This is a genomic window from Streptomyces sp. NPDC056883 (genome assembly GCF_042788835.1).
GTDB lineage: Bacteria > Actinomycetota > Actinomycetes > Streptomycetales > Streptomycetaceae > Streptomyces > Streptomyces stoeckheimensis.
The window spans coordinates 12,814-24,991 of the sequence record NZ_JBHUBS010000009.1; the positions used below are offsets into that span (position 1 = coordinate 12,814).

The 12,178-nt window shown below is 73.2% G+C and carries 11 protein-coding genes; 9 read left to right on the forward strand and 2 right to left on the reverse strand.

Going from position 1 to position 12,178, the window contains the following annotated elements; translation table 11 throughout:
• Nucleotides 1–61: 61 nt before the first annotated feature.
• Nucleotides 62–895, forward strand: coding sequence for a hypothetical protein (locus tag ACFRU2_RS22345; RefSeq protein ID WP_382974683.1), 834 nt, complete (start codon nt 62–64; stop codon nt 893–895).
• 18 nt (nt 896–913) lie between these two features.
• On the opposite strand, the gene ACFRU2_RS22350 is transcribed toward ACFRU2_RS22345, so the two are convergent.
• A complete protein-coding gene (locus ACFRU2_RS22350; protein ID WP_382974684.1) occupies nt 914–2,728 on the reverse strand; it encodes a hypothetical protein in 1,815 nt (604 codons plus the stop codon).
• Nucleotides 2,729–2,912: 184 nt separating this feature from the next.
• Here ACFRU2_RS22350 and radA point away from each other — a divergent pair, with 184 nt between their 5' ends.
• Nucleotides 2,913–4,328 carry a DNA repair protein RadA gene (gene radA, locus ACFRU2_RS22355; RefSeq protein WP_382974687.1) on the forward strand — a complete coding sequence of 472 codons (1,416 nt, stop codon included), beginning with the start codon at nt 2,913–2,915 and terminating at the stop codon, nt 4,326–4,328.
• 168 nt (nt 4,329–4,496) lie between these two features.
• Nucleotides 4,497–5,621: a DNA integrity scanning diadenylate cyclase DisA gene (disA, locus tag ACFRU2_RS22360; RefSeq protein ID WP_243339766.1), complete on the forward strand. Its 1,125-nt coding sequence runs from the start codon at nt 4,497–4,499 to the stop codon at nt 5,619–5,621.
• Nucleotides 5,622–5,845: 224 nt separating this feature from the next.
• Here disA and ACFRU2_RS22365 read toward each other — a convergent pair whose 3' ends face one another.
• Complete coding sequence (locus tag ACFRU2_RS22365) at nt 5,846–6,676, reverse strand: hypothetical protein (RefSeq protein ID WP_382974691.1); 831 nt, start codon at nt 6,674–6,676, stop codon at nt 5,846–5,848.
• Nucleotides 6,677–6,834: 158 nt separating this feature from the next.
• Here ACFRU2_RS22365 and ACFRU2_RS22370 point away from each other — a divergent pair, with 158 nt between their 5' ends.
• The 6 genes from ACFRU2_RS22370 (at nt 6,835) to cseC (ending at nt 12,116) form a co-directional block, all read left to right on the forward strand.
• Nucleotides 6,835–7,443: a phosphatase PAP2 family protein gene (locus ACFRU2_RS22370; RefSeq protein WP_382974693.1), complete on the forward strand. Its 609-nt coding sequence runs from the start codon at nt 6,835–6,837 to the stop codon at nt 7,441–7,443.
• Between the two features lie 96 nt (nt 7,444–7,539).
• The gene (locus tag ACFRU2_RS22375) at nt 7,540–8,505 is read left to right on the forward strand and encodes an A/G-specific adenine glycosylase (protein WP_382974696.1); all 966 of its coding nucleotides are present in this window, start codon (nt 7,540–7,542) and stop codon (nt 8,503–8,505) included.
• A gap of 179 nt (nt 8,506–8,684) precedes the next feature.
• On the forward strand, nt 8,685–9,245 hold the full coding sequence (locus ACFRU2_RS22380) for a SigE family RNA polymerase sigma factor (protein WP_069920779.1): 561 nt from the start codon (nt 8,685–8,687) through the stop codon (nt 9,243–9,245).
• Nucleotides 9,246–9,283: 38 nt separating this feature from the next.
• Entirely contained in the window at nt 9,284–9,940 is a 657-nt protein-coding gene (locus ACFRU2_RS22385; protein ID WP_382975184.1) for a hypothetical protein, read from the forward strand.
• 93 nt (nt 9,941–10,033) lie between these two features.
• A complete protein-coding gene (gene cseB / locus ACFRU2_RS22390; protein ID WP_375953924.1) occupies nt 10,034–10,738 on the forward strand; it encodes a two-component system response regulator CseB in 705 nt (234 codons plus the stop codon).
• A 64-nt stretch (nt 10,739–10,802) separates the two neighbouring features.
• On the forward strand, nt 10,803–12,116 hold the full coding sequence (gene cseC, locus ACFRU2_RS22395; RefSeq protein ID WP_382974699.1) for a two-component system sensor histidine kinase CseC: 1,314 nt from the start codon (nt 10,803–10,805) through the stop codon (nt 12,114–12,116).
• Nucleotides 12,117–12,178 lie beyond the last annotated feature (62 nt).

Sequence of the window (12,178 nt, forward strand, 5' to 3'; positions counted from 1 at the left end):
GGGGAAACGCTACTGGTCCAAAGGCGTAGGGGTGGAGTAAGGGGCGCTTAGGCTGGGGTTTGTGCCAAATACGAAGAAGGCCAACAAGTCCAAGACCAAGGTCGGCAAGGCCGCCAAGGGTGCCGGGGCCGCCGCCGAGGCGGACGAGAAGGGACTCGACTTTCCGCGGGCCTGGGTGGAGTTCCCCGACCCCGCCGACGAGGAGCAGGTCTTCCGCTGTGACCTGACCTGGCTCACTTCCCGCTGGACCTGCATCTTCGGCAGCGGCTGCCAGGGCATTCAGGCGGGCCGCGCGGACGACGGCTGCTGCACGCTCGGCGCGCACTTCTCCGACGAGGACGACGAGAAGCGGGTCGCCGAGAACGTGGCGCGGCTGACGCCGGAGCTGTGGCAGTTCCACGACGTCGGCAGCGAGACCGGGTGGACGCAGCACGACGACGACGGGGAGAAGCAGACCCGCCGCTGGGACGGTGCCTGCATCTTCCTGAACCGGCCCGGTTTCCCGGCGGGCGCCGGCTGTTCCCTGCACATCCTGGCGGTGCGCGGCGGCCAGGAGCCGCTGGAGACCAAGCCGGACGTGTGCTGGCAGCTCCCCATCCGGCGGACCTACGAGTGGATCGACCGGCCCGACGACACCCGGGTCCTCCAGGTGTCGATCGGCGAGTACGACCGGCGCGGCTGGGGCCCGGGCGGCCACGACCTGCACTGGTGGTGCACCTCGGCCACGTCCGCCCACGGCGCCGGCAAGCCGGTGTACGTGTCGTACCGCGCCGAGCTGACGGAGCTGATGGGCAAGGAGGGGTACGAGGAGCTCGTACGGCTCTGCGAGGCGCGGCTCTCCTCGCTGCTGCCGATGGCTCCGCACCCGGCCGATCCCGAGCAGAAGCAGAAGTAGAAGCAGAAGTAGAAGCGGCTACGGGGCCGGCTCCGGGGTCGGAGTCGGCCCCGGCGTGGCTCCGTCCGAGGGGCTCGGGGTCGGCGTCGGGGTAGGCGTCGGAGTCGGGGTGGGCTCCGGGGTGGGGGTCGGCGTCGGAGTCGGGGTGGGTGTCGACCGCGTCTCGGACGGGGTGGGCGTCGGCGTGGGTTCCGGGCCGGGCGGGGTGGGTGCCGGGCGGCCCCGGCCCCGGATGGAGATCACCGCGCCGCCCGGGTCCACCCCGACCCGGGCGCTCCAGGCCCCTACGGGCTGGGCTTCGGAGTCCACGGTGATCCGTAGGGTGACCGATTCTCCTGGCGCCAGCCGGCCCGAGGTCGTACTGGCGCGCAGCCACGGGGCGTCGGACCAGAGCCGCCAGTCGACCGGGGCGCCGCCCGACGCGGTGAGGGTGAGCAGGGTGGTCGCCCCGTGGGTGGAGGCGGCCGCGGTGAGCCGGCCCGGGGCGCCCGGTGCGGAGCTCGGTACGCCGCTGCCGCTGCTGATGACCTCGACGGAGACGTCGGGGGTGGCTGCGGACGGAGCGAAGCCGGAGTCGTCGGTGACGACGGCGGCGTTGCCCGCGTTCTCGTAGGCCGTCAGCGGGCGGCCGTCGGTACGGGCCTGCGGGAGCTCCTCGCTCGCGGAGATGCGCGTGGAGCCGTTGCCGACGGGTTCCCCGGTGCTCGGGGCGCCCCGGTACGCGGCCCACAGGGCGAGCACCGGGGCCGCGACGACGGTGGCGACGACCGTGGTGGTCACGGCGCGGGCACGCAGGCGGTCGCGGCGGGCCGCGCGGTCCTTGGGGTCCATCGGGAAGCCGGTGCGGTCGAAGCGCGGGCCGGTCCCGGCGCCGCGGCGGCCGCCGGAGCGGAGCATCGCGGCGTGCACGGCGGTGCGCGGGGCCGGGACCAGCGGGAGGGCGGCGGTGTTGATGCCGCCCGAGCCGGGCCAGGGGCCGCCGGCGCCCACGCGTTCGGCGACGCGTCGGCAGCGCGGGCAGTCGTCGACGTGGCGGACGAGTTCGGCGCGCAGGGAGGAGGAGAGGAGGAGGTTCCCGTCTCCTCCTCCGTCCCCGTCGTCCCCGTCGTCGCCGGTGAGCCGGGACACGGTCGGGCAGTTGCCCGTTTCCACGACGGCCAGGGCGGCTCGGGTGCGCTCCACCTCGCAGGCGGCACCGGACAGCAGCTCGCGGGCGGCGGCCGGGGGCGTGCCGAGGACGGCGGCGAGTTCGGGGACGCCGAGGCGGTGGCGGACGGCGAGTTCGAGTGCCTCGCGCTGCTCGGGGGTGGTCCCGGCGGCCTCCGGCCAGGCGAGGCGGGCGAGCTCGGTGCGGCGGTAGGCGTACACGTCGAGACCGCCGTGGCCCGAGGGGCTCGAGGGACCCGACAGGTTCGCCACCGCGTTCGCGTCGGCGCTCGCCGCCGCGGGATCCGGCGCACGGCCGGCGTCCGTGTGCTCCGGTGCACGCCGGGCGGAATGCGCTCCCCCGTACCCGTAGCGCGTACGCCGCCGCTCGGCGAGCCTGCGCAGGCAGGCCCAGCGGGCGAGGGCGTAGAGCCAGGCCCGCCGGTCCCCCTCGTCGGGGCAGCGGCCGGGATGGCGGTCGGCGACGGCGAGGACGTCGCCGAGCACGTCGGTGGCGGTGTCGTGGTCGCACAGGACCGAGAGGCAGTACGTGAACAGCCCGTCCAGGTAGGGCTCGTACCGGAACGGTGGCGGCTGCTCCACCCTGGTCCCCTCGGGGGGCGTGCGCCCGTGCGCCCGGTGTGCGCCGGTGCGCGGTGCGGGGCGTCCCTGGTTGCTGCTGGTCACTCGGTGACCGTAGGCGGCGCGCCGGTGGCGCTCCGGAAGCCTTCACCAGTTTTAGTCCTTACGGGTGAACAGATCGGCGTTGCGCTGACGGGGCCCCTGACGGTGCACGCCACGGCGTACACGCCGGGGCGGTCCGGGGGCCGTCGGGGAAGGGTTGTCGGTGGCGGCGGCTACGGTGGGCCGCATGGCTGCCCGTACATCTCGTTCATCCGCCAAGGACCGGCCGTCCTACCGCTGTACCGAGTGCGGGTACTCCACCGCCAAGTGGCTCGGCCGGTGCCCCGAGTGCCAGGCCTGGGGCACCGTAGAGGAGCTCGGCGGCGCGCCCGCCGTGCGCACCACCGCGGCCGGCCGGGTCACCACGGCCGCCGTGCCGATCGGGCAGGTCGACGTCCGGACCGCGACCGCGCGCAGCACCGGCGTGGACGAGCTGGACCGGGTGCTGGGCGGCGGGCTCATCCCCGGTGCGGTCGTGCTGCTCGCGGGCGAGCCGGGCGTGGGCAAGTCGACGCTGCTGCTCGACGTCGCGGCGAAGGCGGCCTCCGACCAGCACCGCACCCTCTACGTCACCGGAGAGGAGTCGGCGAGCCAGGTGCGGCTGCGGGCCGAGCGCATCGGCGCGCTCAGCGACCACCTCTACCTCGCCGCCGAGACCGACCTGTCGGCCGTGCTCGGGCACCTGGACGCCGTGAAGCCCTCCCTGCTGATCATGGACTCCGTACAGACCGTCGCCTCCCCCGAGATCGACGGCGCGCCCGGCGGCATGGCGCAGGTCCGGGAGGTGGCCGGGGCGCTGATCCGGGCCTCCAAGGAGCGCGGGATGTCCACGCTGCTCGTCGGCCACGTCACCAAGGACGGGGCGATCGCCGGTCCCCGGCTGCTGGAACACCTCGTGGACGTCGTCCTGAGCTTCGAGGGCGACCGGCACGCGCGGCTGCGCCTCGTGCGCGGGGTGAAGAACCGGTACGGCGCCACGGACGAGGTCGGCTGCTTCGAACTGCACGACGAGGGCATCACCGGCCTCGCCGACCCGAGCGGGCTGTTCCTGACCCGCCGCACCGAGGCCGTCCCCGGCACCTGCCTGACGGTGACCCTGGAGGGCAAGCGGCCCCTGGTCGCGGAGGTGCAGGCGCTGACGGTGGACTCGCAGATCCCCTCGCCGCGCCGCACCACCTCCGGGCTGGAGACCTCCCGCGTCTCGATGATGCTGGCGGTGCTGGAGCAGCGCGGGCGGATCACGGCGCTCGGCAAGCGGGACATCTACACGGCGACCGTGGGCGGGGTGAAGCTCACCGAGCCGGCCGCGGACCTGGCCGTCGCGCTGGCCCTGGCCTCGGCGGCCAGCGACGTACCGCTCCCGAAGAACCTGGTCGCCATCGGGGAGGTCGGCCTCGCGGGCGAGGTCCGGCGCGTGACGGGCGTACAGCGGCGGCTCGCGGAGGCGTTCCGGCTGGGCTTCACGCACGCGCTGGTGCCGGTGGACCCGGGGAAGGTGCCGGCGGGCATGAAGGTGACCGAGGTCGCCGACATGGGAGACGCCCTACGGGCCCTGCCGCGCGGGCGGTCGCGTACGCCGGCGAAGGAGCGGGCCGCCGACTAGGCCCAGCAGGCCGTTCGCGGCTCCGAAACGCAGGTCAGCAGGCCCGGACGGGGTGCTCGTCGGCCCGGCCGGGTCAAGGCACGGCGGGTGCCGGGGCCGCGCCGGTAGACTTCGGGATGGTCCGCCCGGCCGTACGCAGGCGGTACATCCCGCGACCGGAGGAGTGCAGTGGCAGCCAAGGACGGGGCAGCAGCATCCGGAAAGTCGGGCGCGAGCTCCAAGCAGGAGGCCATGATGCGCGCCTCGCTGAGTGCGGTCGCACCTGGTCAGCCCCTGCGTGACGGGCTCGAACGGATCGTTCGCGGCAACACCGGAGGGCTCATCGTCCTCGGCATGGACAAGTCCGTCGAGGCCATGTGCACGGGCGGTTTCGTCCTGGACGTGGAGTTCACGGCGACCCGGCTGCGCGAGCTGTGCAAGCTCGACGGCGCGCTGATCCTGGACAAGGACATCACCAAGATCCTGCGGGCGGGCGTCCAGCTGGTGCCCGACGCGTCGATCCACACGGAAGAGACGGGCACCCGGCACCGGACCGCGGACCGGGTCTCGAAGCAGTGCGGTTTCCCGGTGGTGTCGGTCTCGCAGTCGATGCGGCTGATCGCGCTGTACGTGGACGGCGAGCGGCGCGTGCTGGAGGAGTCCGGGGCGATCCTGTCGCGGGCGAACCAGGCGCTGGCCACGCTGGAGCGGTACAAGCTCCGCCTGGACGAGGTCGCCGGAACGCTGTCCGCGCTGGAGATCGAGGACCTGGTGACGGTCCGCGACGTCACGGCGGTGGCGCAGCGGCTGGAGATGGTGCGGCGCATCGCGACGGAGATCGCGGAGTACGTGGTGGAGCTCGGCACGGACGGCCGGCTGCTCTCGCTCCAGCTCGACGAGCTGACGGTCGGGATCGAGCAGGAGCGGGAGCTCGTCATCCGGGACTACGTGCCGGAGCCGACGGCGAAGCGTTCCCGCACGGTGGACGAGGCGCTGCCCGCGCTGGACGCACTGACGCATCCGGAGCTGCTGGAGCTGGCGATCGTGGCGAAGGCCCTGGGGTACACGGGCTCGCCCGAGACCCTGGACTCCGCGGTGTCCCCGCGCGGGTACCGGCTGCTGGCGAAGGTGCCGAGGCTGCCGGGGGCGATCATCGAGCGGCTGGTGGAACACTTCGGCGGTCTGCAGAAGCTGCTGGCCGCCTCCGTGGACGACCTGCAGACGGTCGACGGTGTCGGCGAGGCGCGTGCGCGGAGCGTGCGCGAGGGCCTGTCCCGCCTCGCGGAGTCCTCCATCCTGGAGCGGTACGTCTAGCCTGCGGGCCGGCTCCGCGGGGTGTGGCTGAGCGCCGCTCCCGGGGCGCCGCCCCGGACCCGCTCCTCAAACGCCGGAGGGGCTGGATTTCGGCCGGCGTCAGCCTGAACGTGCACGGCCGAGATCGCCCTGCGGGCAATCCGGCCCCAGCCAAAATCCAGCCCCGCCGGCGTTTGAGGCGCGGGGGTCCGGGGGCGGAGCCCCCGGCGACGGTGCCGCGCCCGTTACTCCGGCTTCAGGACGAACGAGGTTCGAGCCACCGGCATGCCGGGCGACTTGACCTCGACCACGTACGTGTCCGCCGCCGCCACCCCCGCCGGAGGCGACCCGCACTGGGTCGCCTCGCTGAAGTGCCGGTCCCACTCCAGGGCCTGCTTCGTCTCGCCCTGCGAAGGCACCCGGTAGAACACGTTGCCCGCGCCCGCCGGGCAGTCCGCCGAGGACCAGACCGGCTTCGCGTTGCTCGCCTGAGTGATCGTCAGCACCGCCTGCTTCGGGCCGAGATCGACCTTGCAGGTCGTGCCCGAGACATTGCGCGCGAGGAGTTCGAGGCGCGGCTTCTCGCTCGCCTCGTACTCGTTCTTCACGCTCTTGACCTCCCACTGCAGCGCACCGGGCGCGCACGTGGGCACCGGCGAGTCCGCCGGGACGACCTGGCCCGCGCCGGTGCCGCCGGAGCCGTCCGCCCCGCCCTGGCCGGCGGTGCCGGGCTCGGCGCCCGGTTCGCCGTTCTTGCCCGTGCCGGGGCTCGCACCGGGGCCGGAGCCCGTGCCGGTGCCGGCGCTCGTACCGCCGGAGGCGCCCGAGCCCGACTCGCCGCGCCCGCCCGGGGCCTGACTGATCGCCGGACCGGAACCCGAGGGTCCCGGGGTGATTTGGGTGACGGGACCGGAGCCGCCCTGGCCCTTGCCGTTGGTACTCGACTTGCCCGCACCGGAGCTGACGGTCCATACGGCGAGCATCGCGAGGAGCGCGGCAACGGACGCCAGCACGGCCCTCCGTCGCCAGTAGATGGAGGAGGGGAGCGGCCCGACCGGATTGCGCAGAGATCCCACGGACGGAACCTTACGAGAGTTCGGGGCGCGATCAGTGCCCACATGCCGCGCAGGCGGCTTGTTTTGCCGATGATCATCCTGCGGGGTGATCCGGGGTCCTCGAAATCGGCCGGGAGGCTGATGAGGACGTTATTCCGATTTAGGTACCTTCAGTCACCATGGACAGCTCCGGCCTCTACCTCGACGTCACCGACTTCGCCCACTCGACCCCCGCCTGGGTGCAATCGGCGTTCGAGTTCTGGACCGAGTACGGGCTGCTCGTCTTCGGCGCCCTCTTCGTAGCCGTGTGGTGGCGTGCGCGCGGCGCCCGCGACCCCCGCACGGTGGCGCTCGCGGTGCTCGCCCCCTTCGTCACCGCCCTGGCCTACGTCGCCTCCGAGCTGGTGAAGTCCAGCGTCGACGAGGAGCGCCCCTGCCGGGCCGTGGCCGGGGCGGCGGCCTCGCTGATCAAGTGCCCGGCCACCGGCGACTGGTCCTTCCCCAGCAACCACGCCACCATCGCGGGAGCCGCGGCCGTGGCCCTGGCGATCGCCGTGCGCAAGCTCGTGCTGCTGACGCTCCCGCTGGCCCTGCTGATGGCCTTCTCCCGCGTCTTCGTCGGCGTCCACTACCCGCACGACGTGGCCATGGGCCTGCTACTCGGCGCGAGCCTCGCCGCGCTCGCCGTCCTCGCGCTCGCCGGCCCCGCGACCAGGGTCGTCGCCGCCGTGCGGACCGGCGGCGGCCGCACGGCCGTCCTGATCACCGGCGCGGACCCCGCCCGCTGACACCCGCCCCGGCCCCGCCGCGGCCCCTCCCCGGCGCCTGGCCGGGGATCGACACGACACCCCGCGGGCCCGAAACGTGCCAGGATGCCGTCTGCCATGACTGCAACCATTCCCGCCACCGCGCTGCACTCCCCCGTCATCGCGTGGTTCGAAGCACACGCCCGCGACCTGCCCTGGCGCCGCCCCGAGGCCGGCCCCTGGGGGGTGATGGTCAGCGAGTTCATGCTCCAGCAGACCCCCGTCAACCGGGTCCTGCCGGTCTACGAGCAGTGGCTCGCCCGCTGGCCCCGGCCCGCCGACCTCGCCGCCGACGCCCCGGGTGAGGCCGTACGCGCCTGGGGCCGTCTCGGTTACCCGCGCCGGGCCCTGCGCCTGCACGGCGCGGCCACCGCCATAACGGAGCGTCACGGGGGCGACGTACCCCGCGAGCACGCCCAGTTGCTGGCCCTGCCCGGGATCGGCGAGTACACGGCGGCGGCCGTGGCCTCCTTCGCGTACGGGCAGCGGCACGCGGTGCTCGACACGAACGTGCGCCGGGTCTTCGCGCGCACCGCGACCGGGGTCGAGTACCCGCCGAACGCCACGACCGCAGCCGAGCGGCGTCTGGCGCGGGCCCTGCTGCCCGAGGACGAGGACACCGCGGCCCGCTGGGCCGCGGCCTCCATGGAGCTCGGGGCACTGGTGTGCACGGCCAAGAGCCCGGACTGCGGGAGCTGCCCGGTGGCCGGGCTGTGCGCGTGGCGGCTGGCCGGGAAGCCCGCCCACGAGGGACCGCCGCGGCGCGGGCAGACGTACGCCGGGACGGACCGGCAGGTGCGCGGCCGGCTCCTCGCGGTGCTGCGGGAGGCGGTCGGCGCCGTGCCGCAGTCCGTCCTGGACACCGTCTGGGAGGAGCCCGTACAGCGGGCCCGCGCGCTGGACGGGCTGGTCTCGGACGGGCTCGTGGAGCCGCTGCCCGGGCTCATGTACCGCCTTCCGGCCGGCCCCGCGAAGGACGGCCCCGACACCTCGTCCGACGCCTCGTCCGATTCCTCGTCCGCCCCCTCCTCCGACACCCCCTGAGGCTGACTCAGGGATTCCGCTTGTCCGGGGAAACCGCAGCTCACGGGCGCTGTTACACAACCTATGGGTGTCCGTGCGCCCACCGAAGGCTGACCCGCACAGGGCCGTGACAACGCCTCCGTACCGTCGGATCCGTAAGGCAGCGGATGAGCGGTTGGTCGGAACGGAGGCGGTCTGAGATGGCGCACGGCGAGGTACTCGAATTCGAAGAGTACGTACGCACCCGGCAGGACGCGCTGCTGCGCAGTGCCCGTCGCCTGGTTCCGGACCCGACCGACGCACAGGACCTCCTGCAGACCGCGCTCGTCCGCACCTACGGCCGCTGGGACGGCATCGCCGACAAGTCCCTTGCCGACGCCTACCTGCGCCGTGTCATGATCAACACCCGCACCGAATGGTGGCGGGCCCGCAAGCTCGAAGAGGTTCCCACCGAGCAGCTCCCCGACGCCTCCGTCGAGGACGGTTCGGACCAGCGTGCCGACCGCGCCCTGCTCATGGACATCCTCAAGGTGCTCGCGCCCAAGCAGCGCAGTGTGGTGGTGCTGCGACACTGGGAGCAGATGAGCACCGAGGAGACGGCCGCGGCGCTCGGCATGTCGGCGGGAACCGTGAAGAGCACTCTGCACCGCGCACTGGCACGGCTCCGGCAGGAACTGGAGAGCCGGGACCTGGACATGCGCGCGCTGGAGCGCGGTGACCACACCATCCGGTACGAGGGGCGTGAGCGGTGCGCGGCCTGATTGGCCCAAGACTGAGCGGCAAGAGCTCGGTGGTACTGATGTCGGCGGGGACGGTCGTCCTCGTCGGCACCGTGCTGTTCGCGGTCGGCTGCTCGACGGGGGGCACGGGTCTGCGGGACGGCGGCCCGGCCCGTACCGAGACCGTGGCCAAGACCGGAGCCCCCTCCTCCGCGCCCTCCGGACACGATGCGGGCACTGCTGCCCCCGTCGTCCCGCAGGCCTCCGGAAAACCGGCCGCCAAGGTCGACCCGATCGCCCTGATCAAGGCGGACCCCAAGATCAGCGCCGAGATCAAACGGGACCTGAAGCCCTGCTCGGGCAAGGAGTACCCGGTGGACGTCAGCTACGGGAAGGTCACCGGCGGCCCGGAGGTCGACATCGTGGTCAACGTCCTGTCCTGCGCCGACGCGCTGGGCCGCGGTTCGTTCGTGTACCGCGCGGACGGGGCCTCGTACGAGAATGTCTTCTCGGACGAGCAGCCGCCCGTCTACGCCGAGATCGACCGGGGCGACCTGATCGTCACCAAGCCGGTCTACGGGAAGAGCGACGCGCTCTCCTATCCCTCGGGCGAGGACCTGATCACGTACCGCTGGAACGGGGAGCGGTTCACCGAGCAGGACCGGGTCCACACCGACTACAGCAACGTGGTCGACGGCGGGACGCTCCCCGCCCCGGCCGTCAGCCCGAAGAGCTGAGCATCCGGGCGACCGACGCAGCACTGACGAACCACCGACCGAGTACCGAAGAGACACCGAAGCACCGAGTACCGAGGCGAGGCGAGGCTCCCGATGGCCGAGACCCATGTGCTGTTCGTGGAGGACGACGACGTCATCCGTGAGGCCACGACCCTGGCGCTGGAACGCGACGGGTTCGTGGTCACCGCCATGCCCGACGGGCTGTCCGGCCTGGAGTCCTTCCGGGCGGACCGGCCCGACATCGCGCTGCTCGACGTGATGGTGCCCGGGATGGACGGGGTGAGCCTGTGCCGCCGCATCCGCGACGAGTCCACCGTCCCCGTCATCATGCTGTCGGCGCGCGCCGACTCCATCGACGTGGTGCTGGGCCTGGAGGCGGGTGCCGACGACTACGTCACCAAGCCCTTCGACGGCTCCGTCCTCGTCGCCCGCATCCGCGCGGTGCTCCGCCGCTTCGGCCACGCCGGCGGTCCGCAGGGCGGCGGCTCCGAGGAGGACGCCTCCGGCGAGCGCGGGGTGCTGGCCTTCGGTGACCTGGAGGTCGACACGGAGGGCATGGAGGTGCGCAAGGCGGGCGCCTCGGTGGCACTGACCCCCACCGAGATGCGACTGCTCCTGGAGTTCTCCACCTCTCCCGGCACCGTCCTCTCGCGCGACCGGCTGCTGGAGCGGGTCTGGGACTACGACTGGGGCGGCGACACCCGCGTCGTGGACGTCCACGTCCAGCGGCTGCGCACCAAGATCGGGCAGGACCGGATCGAAACGGTCCGGGGATTCGGATACAAGCTCAAGGCCTGATTCCTTGAGGGGAACGAGCACGGGGGACGAGCGCGGGAATGACGAACGCGGGAATGAAATCTGAATGAAGCGGTTCACCCTGCGGACCGGGATCCGCTGGAAGATCACGCTCGCCATCGCGTCCGTGGGCGCGCTGACCGCCATCGCCCTGAGCCTGGTGGTGCACAGCGCTGCCCGCGTCTCGATGCTGGAAAGCGCCCGTGAGGTGCAGCTCGACCGCGTGCAGTTCATCTCCCGCACCGCCGAGGGAGGCCGCAAGCCGCAGATGGGCGCCAAGCTCAACGACCCCGAGCTCCCCAGGGAGCTGCGCGAGAAGGCCCATTCCGGCAGGCGCGGCACCTTCGTCCAGGAGAACCCGCACGGACTCCCCGAGGTGTGGGCCGCCCTGCCGCTCGGCAACGGGCAGGTGCTCTCCCTGCACACCCCGTTCCGGGAGAGCGCCAACATGCTGCGCGACCTGGACCGGGCGCTGATCGTCGGCTCCGTCGCCGTGGTGGTCGGCGGGTCGGCGCTCGGCGTGCTGATCGGCGGCCAGATCTCGCGCCGGCTGCGCAAGGCCGCGGCCGCCGCGCAGCGCGTGGCGCACGGGGATCCCGAGGTACGGGTGCGGGACGCGGTCGGGGGCGTCGTACGCGACGAGACCGACGACCTCGCGCGGGCGGTCGACGCCATGGCGGACGCGCTCCAGCAGCGGCTGGAGGCGGAGCGGCGTGTGACCGCCGATATCGCGCACGAACTGCGCACCCCGGTGACGGGCCTGCTCACGGCGGCGGAACTGCTGCCTCCGGGCCGGCCGACCGAGCTCGTACGGGACCGCGCGCAGGCGCTGCGGGCGCTGGTCGAGGACGTGCTGGAGGTGGCCCGGCTGGACAGCGCGTCCGAGCGGGCCGAACTCCAGGAGGTGGCGCTGGGCGAGTTCGTGCAGCGCCGGGTGAACTCGCTGATGCCGGAGGCGAGCGTACGGATCGTCGCGGACGAGATCGTCAGCACCGATCCGCGCCGCCTGGAGCGGATCCTCGGCAACCTCCTCGCGAACGCCGCCAGGTACGGGCGGGCGCCGGTCCAGGTCGATGTCGAAGGCCGGGTCGTACGGGTCCGGGACCACGGGCCGGGCTTCCCCGAGGCCCTGCTCCGGGAGGGCCCGAGCCGCTTCCGGACCGGGTCCACGGACCGCGCCGGGGTCGGGCACGGGCTGGGGCTGACCATCGCGGAGGGGCAGGCGCGGGTGCTGGGCGCCCGGCTGACGTTCCGCAACGTGGCGGCACCCGGCGGGTTCGTGCACAGCGGCGCGGCGGCCGGGGCGGTGGCGGTGCTGTGGCTGCCGGAGCACGCACCGACGGCGACGGGGAGCTTCCCGATCCTGCGCCGGGAGGGCTGAGCGCAACCGCGCGGGATCGATCGGTGTCGTATCGCGACCATCGGCTGTTCGCATGCGGACGT